General features: G+C 63.9%; 22 protein-coding genes. 20 read left to right on the forward strand and 2 right to left on the reverse strand.

Going from position 1 to position 19,561, the window contains the following annotated elements; all coding sequences use genetic code 11:
• Window positions 1–6: 6 nt before the first annotated feature.
• The 12 genes from MEMAR_RS10985 to MEMAR_RS11040 all read left to right on the forward strand — a co-directional run bounded on the left by MEMAR_RS10985 (window position 7) and on the right by MEMAR_RS11040 (window position 13,825).
• On the forward strand, window positions 7–669 hold the full coding sequence (locus tag MEMAR_RS10985) for a protein-L-isoaspartate(D-aspartate) O-methyltransferase (RefSeq protein ID WP_011845057.1): 663 nt from the start codon (window positions 7–9) through the stop codon (window positions 667–669).
• Window positions 666–1,280, forward strand: coding sequence for a cyclase family protein (locus MEMAR_RS10990; RefSeq protein ID WP_011845058.1), 615 nt, complete (start codon window positions 666–668; stop codon window positions 1,278–1,280). The genes MEMAR_RS10985 and MEMAR_RS10990 overlap by 4 nt, the downstream gene beginning before the upstream one ends.
• Window positions 1,277–1,882: a hypothetical protein gene (locus MEMAR_RS10995; protein WP_011845059.1), complete on the forward strand. Its 606-nt coding sequence runs from the start codon at window positions 1,277–1,279 to the stop codon at window positions 1,880–1,882. Before MEMAR_RS10990 ends, MEMAR_RS10995 begins: the two co-directional genes overlap by 4 nt.
• A 37-nt stretch (window positions 1,883–1,919) precedes the next feature.
• Window positions 1,920–3,176 (forward strand): phosphoglucosamine mutase, encoded by a 1,257-nt coding sequence (gene glmM / locus MEMAR_RS11000; RefSeq protein WP_011845060.1) that lies wholly within the window; start codon window positions 1,920–1,922, stop codon window positions 3,174–3,176.
• A gap of 4 nt (window positions 3,177–3,180) precedes the next feature.
• A complete protein-coding gene (gene glmU, locus MEMAR_RS11005) occupies window positions 3,181–4,380 on the forward strand; it encodes a bifunctional sugar-1-phosphate nucleotidylyltransferase/acetyltransferase (protein ID WP_011845061.1) in 1,200 nt (399 codons plus the stop codon).
• A gap of 1 nt (window position 4,381) precedes the next feature.
• The gene (gene glmU, locus MEMAR_RS11010; RefSeq protein WP_319638631.1) at window positions 4,382–5,536 is read left to right on the forward strand and encodes a bifunctional sugar-1-phosphate nucleotidylyltransferase/acetyltransferase; all 1,155 of its coding nucleotides are present in this window, start codon (window positions 4,382–4,384) and stop codon (window positions 5,534–5,536) included.
• The gene (gene glmS / locus MEMAR_RS11015) at window positions 5,537–7,276 is read left to right on the forward strand and encodes a glutamine--fructose-6-phosphate transaminase (isomerizing) (RefSeq protein ID WP_011845063.1); all 1,740 of its coding nucleotides are present in this window, start codon (window positions 5,537–5,539) and stop codon (window positions 7,274–7,276) included.
• On the forward strand, window positions 7,273–7,872 hold the full coding sequence (locus MEMAR_RS11020; RefSeq protein WP_011845064.1) for an acyltransferase: 600 nt from the start codon (window positions 7,273–7,275) through the stop codon (window positions 7,870–7,872). Before glmS ends, MEMAR_RS11020 begins: the two co-directional genes overlap by 4 nt.
• Window positions 7,869–8,960: a DegT/DnrJ/EryC1/StrS family aminotransferase gene (locus MEMAR_RS11025; protein ID WP_011845065.1), complete on the forward strand. Its 1,092-nt coding sequence runs from the start codon at window positions 7,869–7,871 to the stop codon at window positions 8,958–8,960. The genes MEMAR_RS11020 and MEMAR_RS11025 overlap by 4 nt, the downstream gene beginning before the upstream one ends.
• Window positions 8,961–8,979: 19 nt before the next feature.
• Window positions 8,980–10,122 carry a glycosyltransferase gene (locus MEMAR_RS11030; protein ID WP_011845066.1) on the forward strand — a complete coding sequence of 381 codons (1,143 nt, stop codon included), beginning with the start codon at window positions 8,980–8,982 and terminating at the stop codon, window positions 10,120–10,122.
• Window positions 10,123–10,205: 83 nt separating this feature from the next.
• Complete coding sequence (locus tag MEMAR_RS11035; RefSeq protein WP_011845067.1) at window positions 10,206–12,851, forward strand: oligosaccharyl transferase, archaeosortase A system-associated; 2,646 nt, start codon at window positions 10,206–10,208, stop codon at window positions 12,849–12,851.
• Between the two features lie 5 nt (window positions 12,852–12,856).
• On the forward strand, window positions 12,857–13,825 hold the full coding sequence (locus MEMAR_RS11040) for a histone deacetylase family protein (protein ID WP_011845068.1): 969 nt from the start codon (window positions 12,857–12,859) through the stop codon (window positions 13,823–13,825).
• Window positions 13,826–13,939: 114 nt separating this feature from the next.
• On the opposite strand, the gene MEMAR_RS11045 is transcribed toward MEMAR_RS11040, so the two are convergent.
• Window positions 13,940–15,133 carry a YcaO-related McrA-glycine thioamidation protein gene (locus MEMAR_RS11045; RefSeq protein ID WP_011845069.1) on the reverse strand — a complete coding sequence of 398 codons (1,194 nt, stop codon included), beginning with the start codon at window positions 15,131–15,133 and terminating at the stop codon, window positions 13,940–13,942.
• Window positions 15,134–15,186: 53 nt separating this feature from the next.
• Between MEMAR_RS11045 and MEMAR_RS11050 the strand changes: the two genes are divergently transcribed.
• The gene (locus MEMAR_RS11050) at window positions 15,187–15,477 is read left to right on the forward strand and encodes a DUF2098 domain-containing protein (RefSeq protein WP_048063850.1); all 291 of its coding nucleotides are present in this window, start codon (window positions 15,187–15,189) and stop codon (window positions 15,475–15,477) included.
• On the opposite strand, the gene nikR is transcribed toward MEMAR_RS11050, so the two are convergent.
• Window positions 15,474–15,896, reverse strand: coding sequence for a nickel-responsive transcriptional regulator NikR (nikR, locus tag MEMAR_RS11055; RefSeq protein ID WP_011845071.1), 423 nt, complete (start codon window positions 15,894–15,896; stop codon window positions 15,474–15,476). The genes MEMAR_RS11050 and nikR overlap by 4 nt on opposite strands.
• A 208-nt stretch (window positions 15,897–16,104) precedes the next feature.
• Between nikR and MEMAR_RS11060 the strand changes: the two genes are divergently transcribed.
• From MEMAR_RS11060 to MEMAR_RS11090, 7 genes are all read left to right on the forward strand, one after another.
• On the forward strand, window positions 16,105–17,340 hold the full coding sequence (locus tag MEMAR_RS11060; RefSeq protein ID WP_011845072.1) for a translation initiation factor IF-2 subunit gamma: 1,236 nt from the start codon (window positions 16,105–16,107) through the stop codon (window positions 17,338–17,340).
• The gene (locus MEMAR_RS11065; protein WP_011845073.1) at window positions 17,337–17,717 is read left to right on the forward strand and encodes a type II toxin-antitoxin system VapC family toxin; all 381 of its coding nucleotides are present in this window, start codon (window positions 17,337–17,339) and stop codon (window positions 17,715–17,717) included. Before MEMAR_RS11060 ends, MEMAR_RS11065 begins: the two co-directional genes overlap by 4 nt.
• 8 nt (window positions 17,718–17,725) lie before the next feature.
• Window positions 17,726–18,292: a DNA-directed RNA polymerase gene (locus tag MEMAR_RS11070; RefSeq protein WP_011845074.1), complete on the forward strand. Its 567-nt coding sequence runs from the start codon at window positions 17,726–17,728 to the stop codon at window positions 18,290–18,292.
• Window position 18,293: 1 nt separating this feature from the next.
• Window positions 18,294–18,494, forward strand: coding sequence for a transcription elongation factor subunit Spt4 (gene spt4 / locus MEMAR_RS11075; RefSeq protein WP_011845075.1), 201 nt, complete (start codon window positions 18,294–18,296; stop codon window positions 18,492–18,494).
• On the forward strand, window positions 18,494–18,979 hold the full coding sequence (locus tag MEMAR_RS11080) for a GTP-dependent dephospho-CoA kinase family protein (protein ID WP_011845076.1): 486 nt from the start codon (window positions 18,494–18,496) through the stop codon (window positions 18,977–18,979). The genes spt4 and MEMAR_RS11080 overlap by 1 nt, the downstream gene beginning before the upstream one ends.
• A gap of 70 nt (window positions 18,980–19,049) precedes the next feature.
• Entirely contained in the window at window positions 19,050–19,343 is a 294-nt protein-coding gene (locus MEMAR_RS11085) for a 30S ribosomal protein S24e (RefSeq protein ID WP_011845077.1), read from the forward strand.
• Window positions 19,344–19,346: 3 nt separating this feature from the next.
• Window positions 19,347–19,502 (forward strand): 30S ribosomal protein S27ae, encoded by a 156-nt coding sequence (locus MEMAR_RS11090; RefSeq protein ID WP_011845078.1) that lies wholly within the window; start codon window positions 19,347–19,349, stop codon window positions 19,500–19,502.
• Window positions 19,503–19,561: the final 59 nt, after the last annotated feature.

Below are 19,561 nucleotides of genomic sequence, written 5' to 3' on the forward strand. Positions count from 1 at the left end.
GGGAGGATGGAGGCCGATCCCTGCAGACGGGAACGCGAGGAGATGGTGGAGTTCCAGATCCGGGCACGGGGGATCGGTGACGAACGGGTGCTCGCCGCGATGCGAAAGATCCCCCGCCACCTCTTCGTGCCCAAAAACCTCGAACGTGTGGCCTACGAAGATCGGCCGCTCCCCATCGGCGAAGGGCAGACCATCTCACAGCCCTACATCGTCGCCGTCATGACCGAACACCTGGAGATCCGCTCCCACGACCGCGTCCTCGAGATCGGAACCGGCAGCGGCTACCAGGCGGCGCTCCTCGCCGAACTCGCCGCAAAGGTCGTCTCCGTCGAACGCCTCCCGGACATCGCCGACCGGGCGCGAGAGAACCTCGCGCGGGCAGGGGTCACCGGCATCGAGGTGGTCGTCGGCGACGGCACGCAGGGCTATCCGCCGGAGGCGCCCTACGACGCCATCGTCGTCACGGCAGCATCGCCCGAGATCCCCCAACCCCTCATCGACCAGCTTGGCAAGGGAGGGCGGTTGGTCGCTCCCGTCGGGCCGCGGGAGTGCCAGGATCTCGTCAAACTCGTCAAACGCGAAGGCAGGGTGGAGACGATCCCGCTCGGCGGCGTCTGCTTCGTGCCGCTGATCGGGCAGTTCGGGTGGCAGGGGGAGGTGTCCCCGTGACGGTCTACGACATCACCCGGGACCTCTCCGGGGACGCCGTCCTCTACCCGGGAGACGTCCGGCCCCGGTTCCGCGAGATCGACAACGGACAGTACCGCGTGACCGAGATGACCCTCGGGAGCCATACCGGGACGCACCTCGACGCCCCGTCGCACTACATCAAGGGGGGATTGACGGTCGACGAGATCCCGCTCGCGGTGCTGATGGGGGGCGCACGGGTGCTCGACTGCAGCGACGTAAGGGAGATCATCGAACCAGGTCACCTCGCCGGCCGCCTCGACGGCGCGAAGACGATCCTCGTAAAGACCTGGTTCTCGGGACGGCGGGAGTTCGATCCCGGGTACCCGTCGCTCTCCCCCGCTTCGGCGGAGATGATCGTCGAGGCCGGGATCACCTGCATCGGGACCGACGCCCCGTCGATCGAGTCGTTCAACTGCGACGGTTCCGTCCACCGCCGGCTGCTCGGGAGCGGGACGGTCGTCCTTGAGCTCCTCGATCTCTCCGCCGTGCCGGAAGGAGACTATCTCATGACGGCACTTCCGATGCGGCTCAAAGGAATCGACGGGTCGCCCGTGCGGGCGATCCTGTCGGATACGGAGGAAAAACCATGAGTTTCTGGCACGATGCAATCGAGAGACTGGAGACGATCCTCGCGGACAGCGGGTGCGAGGACGGTATCGTGACGCTCGCCGTGAACCACGACGCAGATGCCTGCCAGTACCCGAAAGGCGTCCGCATGGAGGGGCGCTTCGGCGGGCAGAGCGGGCAGTTCGTCACGAGCGAGCCGGTCCGGGCGAACACCCGGATCTCCTTTATGTTCGGTGCGCCGCTCACGAATCAGAAGCAGCGAAGTGCGGCGGGCGCGATCATCAACACCGTCTCGGCGTTCCTCTGCCTGGCACGGAGGCTCCGGCCCTGCACCCCCGACAGCTACGGTCCCTGTCTTGCGGAACTCTCCCGCGAGGTCGCCGGAAAGAAGGTCTACCTCGTCGGTTCGATGCCGGTGCTCGAGCGGGCGCTTGCGGAACAGATCGTCGATACGCCGGAGGCGGCCGAGATCCTCCTGGTCGGCGGAGACGGCATGACGAGCGATGCGGGGGTCGCCTGCATCGAAGAGTACCGGGAGAAGAAACGGACGATATTCCTCGGACCCTCGGCCGCCGGGGTCAGCGGCCTTATAGATCTCGAGCACTGGTGCCCCTACGGACGATGAATACCTTTTTTTAGGAAAGAAAGGATTATACAGGAGTATGCTTTTCGGCTCTTCCGGCATCCGGCAGGAGTTCGGCCCCGGTCTCGTCGACCTCGCGCTCCGCATCGGAGCAGCGATCGCAGCCGGAGCCCCGGGGATCGCCGTCGGCCGGGACACCCGCACGACCAGCGAACTGCTTGAGCACTGCGTCGTCTCCGGGATGTTCTCGGCCGGTGCAAGCGTCTATTCCTGCGGGATCGCGCCCACGCCGACGGTCGCGCACGCGACGCGGCAGACGGACGCGGGCTGCATGATAACCGCCTCGCACAACCCCGAGTCCTACAACGGGGTCAAACTGTTCAACCCCGACGGGTCGTCGTTCACCCTCCGGCAGCAGGCGGCGATCGAGGACGCAATCGAGAGGACGCACTGGAAGAACTGGGACGAGCAGGGGCACGTCCGACCGATAGACGCGGTGGACGCGCACCGGGAGGCAATCCTCGATAAGGTCAGTCTTTCACGCCCCATCACTGCCGTGCTCGACTGCGGCAACGGTGCCGGAAGCGTCATTACCCCCGACCTCCTCACCGGGGCCGGGGCGACCGTGATCGGCCTGAACTGCAACGTCATGGGCAGGTTTGCCCGCCCATCGGAACCGCTCGAGGCAAACCTCCCCTACATCGGCGAGATCGTCCGGCGGCGGGACGCAGCGTGCGCGGTGATCCACGACGGCGACGCCGACCGGATGATGGCGTTCGACGAACGTGGCCGCTACATCGACGGAGACCACCTCCTCATGCTCTTTGCGAAGTATCTCGACCGCAAGCGGGTGGTCACCACCGTCGACGCCTCGATGGCAATCGAGGAGGTCGCGGAAGTCCGCCGCACGCCGGTCGGCGACAGTTTCGTCTCCGAAGAGCTCCTCTCATGGGGGGATTTCGGCGGGGAGGCGTCGGGGAGCTGGATCTTCCCCGAGCACTCCTACTGCCCGGACGGGATCTACGCCGCGGGCCTGCTCTGCGAGATCGCGTCGGAGTGGTCGATTGCAGAAGAACTCGACCGGATGCCCCGCTACACCCTCCTCCGGGAGTCGCACCGGGCCGGTGCCCCGCGGGAGGTCATGGCGGCGATGGGAGCAGACGAGCCGACGCACGGAATCCGGGTCGAGGATGAAGACGGCTGGTACCTGATCCGGGCAAGCGGCACCGAACCGAAGGTCCGGATCACGGCCGAGGGAAGAACACCCGCAAAGGCAAAAGAGATGCTTGAAGCGGGGCATACCGCCCTTGAGCGGGCGAAACGTATTCTGGAGTAGATAAATGCAGTGTGTCGTACTGGCAGCAGGAGAGGGGAAACGGATGCGTCCCCTGACCGCCCGGCGCCCGAAGGTGATGCTTCCGATCGCGAACCGCCCGATGATGGAGCACCTGGTCGTCGCGGCCCGCGATGCGGGAATCACCGACTTCACCTTCGTCGTCGGGTACTTCGAACGCGAGATCCGGAACCACTTCGGAGACGGCAGCAGCCTTGGCGTGAATATCGCCTACGTGACCCAGCGCCACCAGCTCGGCACCGCCGACGCCCTGCGGTCGACGGCAGGGATGATCGACGACCGGTTCCTCCTCTTGAACGGGGATATGATCCTCAAATCCGACGATATCGGGAGATTCTGCCGGATGGACGCTCCGTGCGTGGGGATTCACGAGACCGACCACCCGCAGGACTACGGCGTCGTGACGGTGAAAGGAGGCCGCATCACCGGTCTCGAGGAGAAGTCCGAAGACCCGAAGAGCAACCTGATCAACGCGGGCGCCTACCTCTTCGAACCCGACATCTTCGACCTCCTTTCGGGGCTCAAGGTATCGGGCCGGGGCGAGTTCGAGCTGACCGACGCGCTCGAGACCTATATCAATGAAGGAACGCTCAGGGCATATTCGCTCGCCTACTGGCTCGACGTGGGGCAGCCGTGGGACCTCCTCGACGCAAACGAGGGGCTTCTCTCCTCGATCCGCCACGAGCGGCACGGAACGGTCGAGGACGGATGCACCGTCCCGGAGACGGTCTGCATCGGAAAAGGGACGGTCATCCGGGCCGGGACCTATATCGAGGGAGCCTGCGTCATCGGCGAGAACTGCGTCATCGGCCCCCACGCCTATATCCGGGGCTCCACCGCCATCGGTGATAACTGCCATATCGGGCACGCGACCGAGCTCAAGAACTCCATCATCATGTCGGGGACGAAGATTCCCCACTTCAACTACATCGGCGACAGCATCGTCGGGAGTAACTGCAACTTCGGAGCGGGCACCAAGGTCGCGAACCTCAGGCACGACAACGGAGCGGTGAAAGTCTGCGGGAAGACTACCGGGCGGAGGAAGTTCGGCGCCATCATCGGCGACGACGTCCTCTTCGGGATCAACTGCTCGGTCAATGTCGGAAGCCTCGTCGGCAGCGGCACCCGGGCGGCTCCCCACTCCCTCGTTGAAGGATGCATCGAGGACAACTCAATCATCAGGTGATATGATGCAGGCAGTCATTCTAGCAGCGGGAGAAGGGAGCCGTCTGCGGCCGCTGACGAGAAGCAAGCCCAAGGCCATGCTCCCGGTCGCAAACCGGCCGATCATCGAGTACGTCATCGACGCCCTCCTGGAGAACGGAATCCGCGACATCGTGGTGGTGGTCGGGTATCGCAAAGAGGAGGTCATCCGGCACCTCAACAGGCTCGACGCCCCGATCCAGGTCGTCGTCCAGGAGCGCCAGCTCGGGACCGCGGATGCTCTCCGGGCGGCCGAGTCGGAGATCACGGACAACTTCCTGGTTCTTCCCGGCGACAACTACATCAACGCCGAATCGATAGCCCGGATCAAGGAGGAGCAGAACGCCATGCTCGTCGCCGAACACCCGAACCCCTCGAACTTCGGGGTCGTGGTGATCAGGAACGGCATCGTTCGCGAGATCGTCGAGAAACCCGAAGACGCCCCGACGTTCACGGTATCGACCGGGATCTACTCGTTCACCCCCGACGTCTTCTCCTACCTCCAGACAAACGAGATCCCCGACGCCCTCTCCACCATGATCGCATCGGGCCGGCGGATACGGGCGATCCCGGCAGACGACTGGCAGGACGCCGTCTACCCCTGGGATCTCCTGAAACTGAACAGCCGGATGCTCAAGGAGATCAAGCCCCGGATCGCGGGGGCGGTCGACGCATCCGTCATTCATCGGGGCACCGTGCATATCGGGACCGGAACGACCATCGGCCCGAACACCGTCATCTGCGGCCCCGTAACCATCGGAAACAACTGCAGCATCGGCCCGAACACCGTGATCATGCCCGATACGAGCATCGGCGACGGGGTGGTGCTCGAACCGTTCACCTACGTCGCCGACTCGCTCGTCATGAGCGACGTCACGATCGGGTCGCATTCGAGGATCGTCTCGGCGGTCTTCGGCCAGGGGTGCATCCTCGCCGACCACACCACCACCTACCCGTCCGCGAGCCTCCTTGAGGTCGGAGGCCTCATACAGAAGGAGGAATTCGGCGCAGTCCTCGGTGAGGGAGTCCGCGCGGCACCATTCACAACGTTTAAGAACTGCATCGCCGGTAACAGTGTCACCGTCGGGGAGGGGAAGACGGTGATCGGCATCATCGAGGACGGGACACGGGTGATGTAGATGTGCGGAATCGTCGGCTATATCGGGAGACGGGATGCAACCCCGGTCCTGATCCAGGGCCTGAAGCGGCTTGAATACCGGGGCTACGACTCCTTCGGCATCGCGACGGTCGGGAGCGCAATCGAGGTTTACAAGAAGACCGGCCGCATCTCGGACGGCGAGTCAGGGGCGGCCGATCTCCGGGGATACGCCGGGATCGGGCATACCCGGTGGGCCACCCACGGCGAACCGAGCGACCTCAACGCCCACCCGCACACCGACTGCTCGGGAAGGATCGCCGTGGTGCACAACGGGGTCATCGAGAACTACGGCGAACTGAAGCGGCAACTCGCAGGGCGCGGTCACACCTTCCGGTCGGAGACCGACACCGAGGTGATCGCCCACCTCATCGAGGAGCACTACGACGGCGATCTCCTCGCGGCGGTCAACGCGACCCTCCCCCTGCTCAAAGGCTCGTACGCCGTCCTCGTGATCGCGGAGGATACGCAGCAAATCGTCGCAGCCCGCGACGCAAGCCCGCTCGTTCTCGGCGTCGGGGACGGCGAGGTCTTTGCCGCCTCGGACATGACGCCGCTCCTCGAGTACACCGAACGCGTGATCTTCCTCGAAGACGGCGACGTCGCCGATCTCGCATCCGGTCGCTGCACCATCTACCACGACGGCCAAACAGTGGAGCGCCCGATCGAACTGATCAACTGGTGCGTCGAGGATACCCGGAAGGGCGGGTTCGCCCACTACATGTTAAAAGAGATCTACGAGCAGCCCCAGTCATTCTACGAGACCATCAGGGCGGGCATCGACGAGCACGTGCGCCGGATGGTCACGGAGACCGACGAGATCACCCTGGTCGCGTGCGGGACGTCCTACCATACCGCTCTGGTCTTCAAGTACCTGGCCGAACCGCTCTGCGGCATACCGGTACGGGTCGAGATGGGGTCGGAGTTCAAGTACTTCACCCCACCCCTTCGCGGCCTCGTGATCGCGGTCTCGCAGTCGGGGGAGACGGCGGACACGATCGCCGCCCTGAAGATGGCGAAGGCCCGCAACTGCCCGACGCTCGCCATCACCAATATGCAGGGGAGCACGGTCACCCGGGTTGCGGACGAGACACTCCTGATGAGGGCCGGGCCCGAGATCGGCGTCGCCGCGACCAAGTCCTACACGGCGCAACTTGCGGCGCTGATGGAGATCGTCAACCTGCGCTGCGAGGGGGCGTTCGACGATACCCTCTCACACGCGCACCTGGCCATCGGCGACGTCCTTCTCCAGGACATCAAGGAAGCGGTCGCCCTCTGCTCGAAGGCCGAACACGTCTTCTTCGTGGGAAGAGGGCCGTTCTACCCGGTCTCGATGGAGGGCGCCCTGAAGATGAAGGAGATCAGTTACGTCCACGCCGAGGGGTATGCGGCGGGAGAACTCAAGCACGGGCCGTTCGCCCTGCTCACTCCCGAGACGCCGGTGGTCGCCGTCTGCACCCCCGGTTCGACCTACGGCGTGATGACCTCGAACATCAAGGAGATGAAGGCAAGGAAAGCCCCGGTCATCGCTCTCGGGGTTGCCGGGGATACGGAACTCGCCGAGATCGTGGACATCTTCATCCCTATTCCGAACACACACCATCTGGTGCAGGTGCTGACCGCGTCGGTCGTCCTGCAGTTGCTTGCTTACCACACCGCATGTGCCCTGCAGCGGGACGTCGACAAGCCGCGAAACCTGGCAAAGAGCGTGACCGTTGAATGATTGAGTATGGACGTAACGCCCTCGGCGAGGGGGCGACGATATTCGAGCCGGTGACCGTCGGGTTTCCCTCCCGCGACCGGATGGGAGAGAGCGACTACCCCGGCACCACCATCGGGAGGGGCGCCGTCCTCCGGTCGGGCACGATCATCTACTGCGACGTCGTGATCGGCGATGCCTTTCAGACCGGCCATAACGTGCTGATCCGCGAAAAGACGACCATCGGCGACCGCGTCGCGATCGGGACGGCGGCGGTGATCGAGGGCGACTGCACGATCGGCGACGACGTCCGGCTCCAGAGCCTGGTCTACGTCCCCACCGGCGCCCGGATCGGGGAACGGGTCTTCGTGGGCCCGAACGCCGTGCTGACGAACGACCGCTACCCGCCCGGCCCGCACGAATCCCTCCGGGGGCCGGTGATCGGGAACGATGCCGTCATCGGTGCGAACGCGACGATCCTCCCCGGCGTCACCGTCGGGAAGGGAGCGTTCGTCGCCGCGGGCGCGGTGGTGACGAAGGACGTCCCGCCCGCGATGCTCGCGGTGGGGGCTCCGGCACGGTTCCGGCCGCTCCCCCCTGAAGCGAGGCGGTGCCGGTGAAGGTTCCCATCGCCCGGCCGCTCGTCGGCGAGGAGGAGATCGCGGCCGTCGCCGACGTGATGCGGTCGGGGATGCTCGCCCAGGGGTCGGTCGTTACGGAGTTCGAGTCACGGTTCGCGGACTACTGCGGTGCCGCCCACGCAATCGGCGTCAACTCGGGCACCGCGGCGCTCCATGCGGCTCTCCTCGCCGCCGGCGTCGGGCCGGGGGACTCGGTGGTCGTCCCGGCATTCACGTTCTTTGCAACGGCGTCAAGCGTCTCGATGTGCGGGGCGACACCGCTCTTTGCGGATGTCGATCCTGCGACGTTCAACATCGACCCGGACTCGGTCGCGGCTCTCATCCGGCCCGACACCCGGGCGGTCGTCGGCGTCCACCTCTTCGGGCAGCCGTTCGACGTCGGTGCGGTTCGCGAGGTCTGCGACGACCATAACCTCGTCCTCGTCGAGGACGCGGCCCAGGCGCACGGCGCGGAGTACCACGGGAGACGGGCGGGGAGTCTCGCCGACCTTGCCTGCTTCTCGTTTTACCCGACGAAGAACATGACCACCGGCGAGGGGGGTATGGTCACGACCGACGATGATGCCCTTGCGGAACGCGTCCGGCTCCTCATCAACCACGGCCAGAGCCAGAAATACCTTCACTCGGCCGTCGGCTACAACTACCGGATGACGAACATCGACGCCGCGATCGGCCTCGTGCAGCTCGGCCGGCTCGAGGGCTTCAACGAGCGCCGGATCGAGAACGCCCGCTACCTCGACCGCCACCTCGCGGGCACGGGGCTCGCGACGCCCTGCGTCGCACCGGGCGTCCGGCACGTCTACCACCAGTACGTCGTTAAACTCCCGGCCGGCTACCCGCTCACGCGAGACACGTTCATGAGCGCTCTCGGCGGTAAGGGGATCGGGACCGCCGTCCATTACCCCATCCCCGTCAACCGGCAGCCCGTCTACGAAAACGAGCGCGCTTCCTGCCCGGCATCGGACGACCTTGCGGCATCGGTCGTGAGCCTGCCCGTCCACCCGGCGGTGACGGACGAAGAACTTGCGTATATCTGTGAGGCGGTGCGGGAACTCCAGGCCGCATAACCCACCATCTACGATAACAATGAAGATCCTCCTCGTCTCCACACAGGACTACATCCACCACCCGATCCCCTCGAGGCATCACAACATCTTCGAGGAGCTCGCGAAACGGCACGAGGTTCATGTCCCCCACTTCCACGTCAGCCGGGGCAAGGAACGCGAGACCCTTCTTCACGTCCACGAGGCGACGCGGTTTCCCGTCGAGAGCCCGTTCCTCCACTACACCCTGAACGCACCCCGTCACTACCGGGTGATCAGCGAGATCATCCGCGACCACGATATCGACGTCGTCGTCGGGGCTCACGTCCTTGCGGGGACGGCGATGGTTCGGGCGGCGAAGAAGTCCGGCGTCCCGGTGGTCTTCGACCTCAAAGACTGGTTCCCCGACTCCGCCGCCGCTTACTACAAAAACCCCGGCGTCCAATGGCTGCTCCGGGAAGGCGTCCTCGCCATAACCCGCTACAACCTGGACCACAGCGATGTCGTCACGACGGTCTCCCCGGGGCTCGTCGAGAAACTCCGGGGGTACGGCTACGATGCCGAGCTGATCACGAACGGCGTCGACACCGACCTCTTCCGCCCGACCGACGACGGGGCGATGCGTTCCGCCCTCGGGATCGCCCCCGACGCCTTCGTGCTCGGGTTTGCGGGAGCGGTTGAGCGGTGGTATGCCCTCGACGAGGTGATCCGGGTATTCCCGGATGTTCTCACGAAGCACCCGAACGCGGAACTCCTGATCGTCGGCGGTTCGCTCTTCACCGGCTACCTGGACGAACTGCGGGCGCTCGCTGCCCGGCTCGGGGTTGCCGGCCGGGTGCACTTCACCGGTGCCGTCGACTACCGCGACCTCCCCGGCTACATCGCGCCGATGGACCTCTGCCTCATCCCGCTCTCCCCCCCGCAGTGGATCGATATTGCGCTCCCGAACAAGTACTTCGAGTACTCGGCCTGCGGGAAACCGATCCTCTCCACCCCCATCCCCGATATGCTCCGGATGGGCGGCGACCATATCGCCGTCTACCGGGACAGAGATGAGTTCCTGGAGCGGGTCGACGAACTGGCCCGCTCCCCGGGGCGGTGCCCGGCCGGGATCGAGGAGCACAGCTGGAAGAAGAAGGCCGAGGCGTTCGAGAAGATCTTTGAGCGGTTGACGGGAACACGCTGAAATCCACTCTTTTCCCAGTGTCGCGGATACGCCAAGGTTATTAATGGTTCGAAGGGAAACAGATTCGTAACAAGGAGTGTCCGATGGCTCAGATGGATCTCAAGAAGTACCAACCCTACATCATTATTGGTATCATCGTTCTGTTTGCCCTGCTCACGCTATGGACGCGGGGCATCCCTTCGGAAGGTCTGGTGACAGCCGAAGGCGTCAATCTCCTGGGCAACGACCCCTGGTACAGCCTTCGCCAGGTGGAGCAGAGCGTCGCGAACTTCCCGAACTACGCCTGGTTCGACACGATGACGCTCTACCCAACCGGCGACGTCATCTACTGGGGGCCGCTCTTTGTTCAGATCATAGCAGCGCTCTGCGTCCTCACCGGCGCAGCGACGCGCCCCGAGATCATGCTGGTCGCGTCCTGGGTCCCGCCGCTGATGGCCGTGGCGATGGTGCCGGTCATCTACCTGCTCGCGAGAAAGATCGCCGACTGGAAGACCGGCCTCATCGCGGCGGGCCTCATCGCGGTCATCGGCAGTAACTACGCCTACCGATCCCTCTTCGGCTTCGTCGACCACCATATCGCAGAGACGCTCTTCTCGACGATCTTCGTCCTCGCCTACGTTGCGGCGCTGCTCGCGGCACGTGACCGGCAGATATCCCTGAAGAACTTCGAGACCCTGAAGATCCCGGTGATCACGGCGGCTCTCGCCGGTATCGCGTACCTCCTCGGGTTCTTCAACATGCCGACGATGGTTCTCTTCGCACTCATCGTTGTAGCCTTCACTCTGGTCCAGTTCATCCTCGACTTCTTCCAGGAGAGATCGAGCGAGTACCTGGTTCTCGTAAACGCCGTTGTCTTCGCCGCCGTCATCGTAGGGATGGCTGCATTCGGCTTCCCGCACCCCGGCCTCGGCCTCTCCCTGTACAGCATCGGGCACGTCATCGCTTACGCCGGCCTCATTGCGGGCACGCTCGCGCTCTACGGGCTCTCGGTCTTCCTGAAAGACCGGCCGAAGTACTATTTCCCCGTCGCGCTCGCGGCCGCCGCGGCGCTCGCCGTCGCGGTGCTCTACGTCGCCCTGCCGGAGATCTACAATCTCCTCATATCGAGCCTCGTCTCCTTCTTCGGTGAAGCGGCGGTCACCACGACCGTCCAGGAGGCACGGGCATGGTCGTTTGCCGCCGCCTGGGCGACGTTCCACTGGGGCCTCGTACTCGCGGCCGGCGGGGCTGCCGCCCTCCTCTGGAAGAACCTTGAACGGGTGAACCCGGCCCATGTCTTCGTCCTGATCTGGTCGGGGATCATCCTGGCGTCGACCGCCGCACACGTCCGCTACGAGTACTACCTCGCCGCAAATATCGCCCTGCTCTCGGCGGTCTTCGCAGGCGCGGTCATAGATGCGACCTGGAAAGACGTTGCACGCCTCCTCGGGAGAGGGGGCGGCAGCAAGGCATCTCCCGCACCTGAAGCCGCCGAAAAGCAGGAGACACCGGCAAAGAAGGGCAAGAAGGGAGGAAAGGCTCCCGATACCCGGAAGGCAAAGGCCCCTAGGCGTGACCAGCCGGATTATCTCAAGATCGGAGCGCTCGCCGCGGTCGTCGCCGTCACGCTCCTCTTTGCCGGGACATCCCTCATGGGGAACATCGCTCTCGCCACCGGCGCGAAGTATTCCGGCATGGACTCAGAGTGGATGGAAGCCCTCGAGTGGATGGGCGAGAACACCCCCGACCCCGGCGTCGATTACTACGCGATCTATGACAAAGAGACCTTCGTCTACCCCGAAGAGGCCTACGGCGTCATGTCCTGGTGGGACTACGGTCACTGGATCACCTTCGTTGCGAAGCGGATCCCGAACAACAATCCGTTCCAGCACGGCGTCACCGGCCCGAACGGCTCTGCGACCTACCTCATCTCGACCGATGAAGAGGCCGCAAACCGGGTTCTCGACAACATCGGCACCCGCTACATCGTCACCGACATCCTGCTCGACACCTCGAAGTTCCATGCCCCGGCGACCTGGGCAGACCCCGACGTGGGGCAAGAGCCCTTCCAGCCCTACTACCTCCTCCCGGAGAGCGGCGGCTCGACGAACTACCAGGCGGTGCCGTTCAACAACCAGGAATACTACCTGACGATGATCTCCCGGCTCCATAACTTCGACGGGTCCATGACCGATCCGACATCGCAGGTGATCTACGCCGAGTACCTGGAACCGGCCAGGGCGAACACGTCCCTCCCGGTCATCACGCGTACCCAGCAGATGAACGCCACGGAAGGCGCGGCCGCGGTGGAGGCCTATAACCAGAACGCGCCGCCGGGTTCGGGCGCGACGCTGCTGAACATGTACTACCAGTACCGTGGGGACTCGATCCTCCAGCCGCTCGAGCGGGTGCCGGCGCTCCAGCACTACCGGCTCGTCCACGAGACGCCCGGAAACGTCTACGGCAACGTCGGTGAAGACGGGCCCGACCTTAAAGCCGTCAAGATATTCGAGTACGTTCCCGGAGCCACGATCAGGGGCGAGGGGATCATCGAAGTCCCCATCGTCACGAACACCGGCCGGGAGTTCACCTACCGGCAGGAGAGCGTGAACGGTACGTTCGTCGTCCCGTACGCAACGTCCGGGTGGTCGGGCGAGGTGAAGGCGACCGGGCAGTACCGGATTGCGGGCACCGGTCAGGCGTTCGATGTCACCGAAGAGGATATCCAGCAGGGACGCACCATCAACTGACGAGGATGCGGTCTTCAGTCATCTACGGTGACGTCTTTACCAGGCACGACATGGAGGCTCACCCCGAGTCGGGTGCCCGGTTACGGGCGGCCCTCTCGGGGATCCCTGAAAACGTGAGGTGGCGTGCTCCCGTCCGCGCCACCGAGAGCGACCTGCAACGGGTTCACGACCCCCGGTACGTCCGGTGGGTGCGGGAGATGGCAACGGGAACCTGTTTTCTGGACGTGAACACCTACGTCACCTGCCACTCATTCGATGCCGCATCCTATGCCGCCGGATCGACCTTCGCGGCGGCGGAACGCACACTCGAGGGCGAGCACCTCTTCGCACTGGTCCGCCCGCCGGGCCACCATGCGGAGCCCGACCGGGCGATGGGGTTCTGTATCTTCAACAACGCCGCCGTCGCGGCGGCGAAAGCACTCCAGTCGGTCGACCGGGTCGCGATCCTCGACTGGGACCTGCACCACGGCAACGGCACCCAGACGGCTTTTTACGGGAGCGACCGGGTGCTCTACTGCTCGGTGCACGAGGAGAACAGTTTCCCGAAGACCGGGTGGGTGGACGAGATCGGCACCGGGAGAGGTCGCGGCTACACCCTCAACGCCCCGATTGCGCCGGGATCGACCATCGCCGATTACGCCCTGGTCTTCGAAGAGGTCTTCGTCCCGGCGATCACCCGGTTCCGCCCCGACGTCCTGATCGTCTCGGCCGGGCAGGACGGCCTCGCCGACGACGAGCACGGGCGGATGAACCTCGAACCCGACGATTATGGGGTCCTCGCCGGGATGCTGATCGACGGCACGGATCTCCCCCTCGCGCTGACGCTCGAAGGGGGCTACGGCCCGTCGATCGGGGAGGCGATTCACGCAATATTTCAGGCCCTCGCGGGGAAGCGGTTCGAACCCGTGGAGAGACCGCTGAACCGGGGGACGAGGAGGGTCGTGGACATCCTGAAGAAGGTCCGGTTCTGTTGAATGCGACGGTTCGTAGAACCGGAGCTTGAGAAAACGCGAAGCGTTTTCGAGTTGCGACGGGCGGAACGCCCGGAGCGGGAGCGCCGCGGAGGTGAGGGGCAGGAACCTCCGGGACTAAAACCTGGGGAGATCCTCGCCCTGCTCCGCCCGCTTCCGGCCGGGATCCATATAGGAGACCTCGAAGCCCGGGACGACGACCCGGACCACCGGCACCGCCGTCCTCGAGAGGTCGCAGACGCAGACCCTGTCTGTGTGGGGGCCGATCTCCTCGAGCACCTGCTGGATGTCGAGGTCGAACCGCCGGGTGCTCGCGTCGGGGACGGCGGTGATATCGACGGTTTCGGCGTCGGCAAACCAGATCCGGTTGATCCGCTTCAGCCGTTCGTATCCGGCCTTCCTGATGACCATCTCTCGCTGGGGGTCGTTCGCGCCACCCTGGAGGTAACTCCCCCGGCTCTGGGCGACCTCGGTCAGGGCACGGAGCGCCGCGATCTCCGGGGAGAGATGCGTCCCCGACCCCATGACGAGCATCGCCGGATCCTTCGTGACGGTATCGTCCGCGGCCGCCGCAACCGTGGGGATACCGGTCTTCCCGTCGAGCAGCCAGAGGTGGATATCGATCCCGTTCTCCTCGAACCGGTCGATGACCTCGCGGGCGGCGCACTCCTTCTCGATGACGAGGCGGCGGCCGAGGTCGCGCTTCTGGTCGGCAATGCTGAGCGCGTCCCGCTCGATCACTTCGAAGAGGGCGTGCAGGATCGCCTCTTCGATGACGTTGCCTGATGCCAGCCCGTTCGTGTCGCTCCGAAAGAGCGGGAACGCCATGCCGAGCGAGTCGTAGGGGTGGAAGACGGCGTTGCTCGGGACGTAGATCTCCTCGCCGTTCAGGAGATCCCACGCCGGCGTCCAGTGAACCATCTCCCCCTGCTCGAGTTTCCGGGGGAGGAGAAGGTCTTCGGGATGCACCGCCCTTCCCGGGCCGATCTCTTCGTACGTCGCACACTCCATCCGGTCGCCCCGATACTCAGCGCAGTAGCGCTCGAGCGCCTCCATCATCGCCGAGACCCGGGCGTGAACCGGCTCCTTACCCTTTCCCGCATGGACGCGGGCCGCTCCCCGGGCCGCTCCCGGCCGAACCGCCGCAAAAACCGGGATCCCGATACGGTCGAGCGGGGTGACGTCGATGATCTCGGTGACGCCGATCTCCGTCATCAGCGGCTCCACGGCGGCACGAGTCTCCTCAGGAGACCGGGAACGGTGGGTTCCATCGAAGTATAGTTTCTCTACCGGGCGAATCGTGATTGCCATTGAAGATACCTTGGAGGTGATACCTTAATAGTATGGCAGATATACTACCTCGTATGAGCACGGATGACGTAGCAGTGGGCGCAGTCGTCCGGTACCCCCGCACCGGCACGACCGGGAAAGTCGTGCGGATCGAGGAGATCGACGGCCGGAGGTACGCCGAGATCGACAGCACCGGACTCTATTACCGGGTGGACGAACTCATCGGCGCCGACAAAACGACCGGGAAGGTAGAGAGAGAAGAACGCTCTCTTGAGGAATACCTCAAGGAGCACAGGGAACTCCAGGAGCAGCTCGAGGAGGTCTGGAATAAAGGGACCGATCAGAGCTGCGAGGGCGGCGGTTAACCCTCGACCGGTATGGTGGTGAGTTTCACCGCCTCAACGCCTTTCTGCGCCATCAGTCTCTCGGTAATGTCCTTCAGTACGGCCCCGTCCCCCCGGATCAGGATCACTTCGAGGCACTTGTTGTGGGTCACGTGCGAGTGCAGAGATGCCTGAATGCTGCTGGCATACTGGTGCTGGATCTCGGTGAGCGTCTGGAGCAGCCCACGCTGGTCATGGTCGTAGACCATGGTGATGACGCCCTGGCGCTCGCCTTTTACGTCGGAGATCCACTGGTAGTGAGTGATATAACTTCGTATTGAATCCCGTATCCCTTCGGAACGGGAGGAATACCCCCGGAGGCTCAGGATCTCGTCGAACTTATCGAGGAGGTTCTTGGGCAGCGAGATCCCGATACGTGAAAGTTCAGCATCGCCTGGCATTGCGATCAGTTTTCATATCTCTCTTCATAGAGTATAAATATTCGCTAACAACCAGGGCATTATTCATACTTCGTATGCCGAACAGGAGGTGGCAACCGGGGGATCACCCGCGCGCAGTATAAAAGCGCGGTACCGGGCGGCAGAATAATCCCTACTGATTATGTATAAGTAGTGTCACTATATATTGGATAAGGAGGTTCGAAAACTTTTGCGAGATGCATTCATTCCCGGTGTCAATATTGGGCTCGTAGGTCATGTCGATCACGGCAAGACCACTCTGGTCAGCGCGCTGACCGGAACCTGGACGGACAGGCACAGCGAGGAGATCAAGCGCGGCATCTCCATCCGGCTCGGCTACGCGGACACGACTTTTTACAAATGCGAGAACTGCGAGGGGGCTGATGCCTACACCTCGCAACCGGAATGCCCGGACTGCAAAGAAAAGGCGGTTCCATTCCGGACGGTCTCGTTCGTCGACGCCCCCGGCCACGAGACGCTGATGGCGACGATGCTCTCGGGTTCCGCGCTGATGGACGGCGCGATGCTCGTCATCGCTGCAAACGAGGTCTGCCCGCAGCCCCAGACCAAGGAGCACCTGATGGCGCTCGAGTTGATCGGTATCAAGAGGATCGTCATCGTCCAGAACAAGATCGACGTGGTTACGCAGGCCGAGGCACTGGAACACTACAAACAGATCAAACGGTTCGTCAAGGGCACCATTGCCGAGAACGCACCCATCATCCCGGTCTCCGCGCAGAAGGGAGTCAATATCGGTGCCCTGATCCAGACCCTCGATACGGTCATCCCGGAGCCCGAACGCGATCCGGAGATCGATCCCCTGTTGCTCGTCGCGCGGTCGTTCGACGTCAACAAACCCGGCTGCAACTGGCGGGACGTGAAGGGCGGCGTCATCGGTGGTTCGCTCATCCGGGGAGTACTGCGTGAGGGGGACGACATCGAGATCCGTCCCGGCCGGCAGGTCCAGATCGAGAACCGGACGAAGTGGGAGCCGATCGAGACGAAGATCACCTCCATCAACGCAGGCAAGATCGGCGTGACCGAGGCAGCGCCCGGGGGCCTCCTCGGCGTCGCGACGAAACTCGATCCGGCACTGACGAAGAGCGACGCCCTCGCCGGGCAGGTCGCCGGGCTCGCGGGAAAACTCCCGCCGGTCTGGGAACGGCTGAAGTTCGACGTTACGCTCATGGACAGGGTGGTCGGCGCGGACAGCGAACAGATCATCGAGCCCTTGAAGCACAAGGAGCCGCTGATGCTCTCGGTCGGCACCGCCGTCACCGTCGGCGTGATCGTGAACACGAAGAAGAACCAGGTGGAGGTTCAGCTGAAACGGGCGGTCTGCGCGGAGGTCGGCGCACGGATCGCCATCAGCAGGCAGGTCGGCGGACGATGGCGGCTGATCGGCATGGGTGTTCTGGTCGAGTGAGGGTGCTCCTCGACACGAACGCCCTGTTGATGCCGGCCCAGTTCGGGATCGACCTGTATGACGAGCTTATGGGCCTCTTCGGGGATTTCGAACCGGTAACGCTCGAAGAGGTGGTCGGTGAGCTCTCGGGGCTCGCCCGGGGCCGCGGCCGCGATGCGGCTGCCGCCCGCGTGGGCCTTGCAATGGCCCGGCGCTCAACGGTCGTCCCGAGCGGGAGTACCGCGGAGCATGTGGACGACCGGGTGATCGAGTACGCCCGGCAGAAAGGATGCGCCGTGGTGACGAATGATCGGGAGCTCCGGAACGCTCTCCTCCGCGAGGGGATCGACGTTGTTTCGATGCGGAGAGGGAGAACACTGGAGCTGATGAGGGGATAAGTGAAACCATGTATTATAAGATGACGCTGGAGGACAAGGTGCGCGTTCCGCCGCACCGCCTCGGGGAAGACCTGGAGAAGGTTATCCTCAACGTACTGCAGGAACAGCTGGAAGGCAGCATCGCAAAGGAGATCGGCATCTTCATTGCGGTGACGAATATTCTCAACGTCGGCGAGGGGGAGTTGATCCCCGGAGACGGTGCCGTCTACTACGACGTCAGGTTCGAGGCGGCGGTGCTCCGCCTGGCGCTCCAGGAAGTGATCGAGGGTCAGGTGGTAGAGACGACGAGTTTCGGCGCCTTCGTCAGCCTCGGGCCCATCGATGCCATGCTCCACGTGAGCCAGATATCGGACGAATACATCAACTACGACGAGAAGAACGGCAGGCTGGTCTGCCAGGACTCGAAGCGAGCGATCACCGTCGGCGACGGTGTCCGGGCCCGGATCGTTGCGCTCTCGCTGAACGAGCGTGAGCCGAGGGAGAGCAAGATCGGCCTCACCATGCGCCAGTCGGGTCTCGGGACCACGACCTGGCTGGAAGAGGAACTCGAAGAGGAGAAGAAGGGGGCGGCATAGGATGGTCGTCCGTAAGAAGGTGCTCAAGGTCTGCCGCGAGTGCCACCGGGTCGTCGAGGGAGAGAGCTGCGTGATCTGCGGCACGTCGAACCTGAGCGAGGACTGGGCGGGCTACGTCGTGATCATCGATCCGGAGCATTCGGAGATAGCAAAGAAGATGAACATCACCATGGCCGGCAGGTACGCGCTGAAGGTCCGCTGATGCTCCGGCTTCCCGAAGCGCACCGGGATCTTTTCAAAAAACCGTTCGGCACCCTTTATACGAGTGTCGACGAACTCCTCCCCCGGCTCGAAGGCCGGGCGGTCTACGCCGTCGGCGATGTGGTGACCCACAACCTCCTTGCCGCGGGAGTCGTCCCGGACATCGCCATCATCGACGGTTACACGATGCGCACACCCTGCAACCGTTCTCCCCTCCTCCGGGCGAGACGATTGACGGTGAAGAATCCTCCCGGCACGATCACCGGGGAACTCACGGACGCAATCGACGAGGCGGTCCGGGGTCAACCCGCAGTGATCTTCGTCGACGGCGAGGAGGATCTCGCGGTCATTCCGCTCGTCCTCGCCGCGCCGGACGGGGCCGCCGTCCTTTACGGCCAGCCGGCGGAGGGAGTCGTCCTCCGGCTCGTGGACACTGCGGCGAAGCAGGAGGCCGCATCGATGCTGAGCATCTTCGTGCGCGAGTGAGGGATGCGGGGAAACCCGCACTCCATCCCAGAGTATAAATAAACCGGTCGACAATATTTTAGGGATATCGATGGACTTCGAAATTACCCGTGATGTGAGGAACGAGGTGTTGAAGAGGAGAGAACTTGAGTTTACTCTCACCTTCGACGGGGCGACGCCCTCGCGGAAGAGCATCCAGGAGAAGCTCGCCGCACTGCAGAACAAGGATGAGAACCTCCTCGTGCTGGACCTGGAGAGAACCCGGTTCGGGAAGATGGAACTTCTCGGCCGTGCCCGGATCTACGACGACGAGGAGACCAAGAAGTCGACCGAGCGGGAGTACCTGCTCAAGCGCGGCGAGCCGAAGGCGGAGAGCGAGGCGTAAGGCATGGCGGTCAAGAGACACGAGTGCTATGAAGTCAAGGGCGATACGGCAGTTCTGCAGAAGCGGCACTGTCCCCGGTGCGGCCCCGGCGTGCTGATGGCCGCGCACAAGGACCGGGTAGCCTGCGGCAAGTGCGGCTACACTGAATTCCAGAAGTAGATCCTCACGCGGATACAAGATACGGACGCGGCAACGGCCGCGGCCGGCCTTTTTCTCGT

This window comes from Methanoculleus marisnigri JR1 (genome assembly GCF_000015825.1).
Classification (GTDB): domain Archaea; phylum Halobacteriota; class Methanomicrobia; order Methanomicrobiales; family Methanoculleaceae; genus Methanoculleus; species Methanoculleus marisnigri.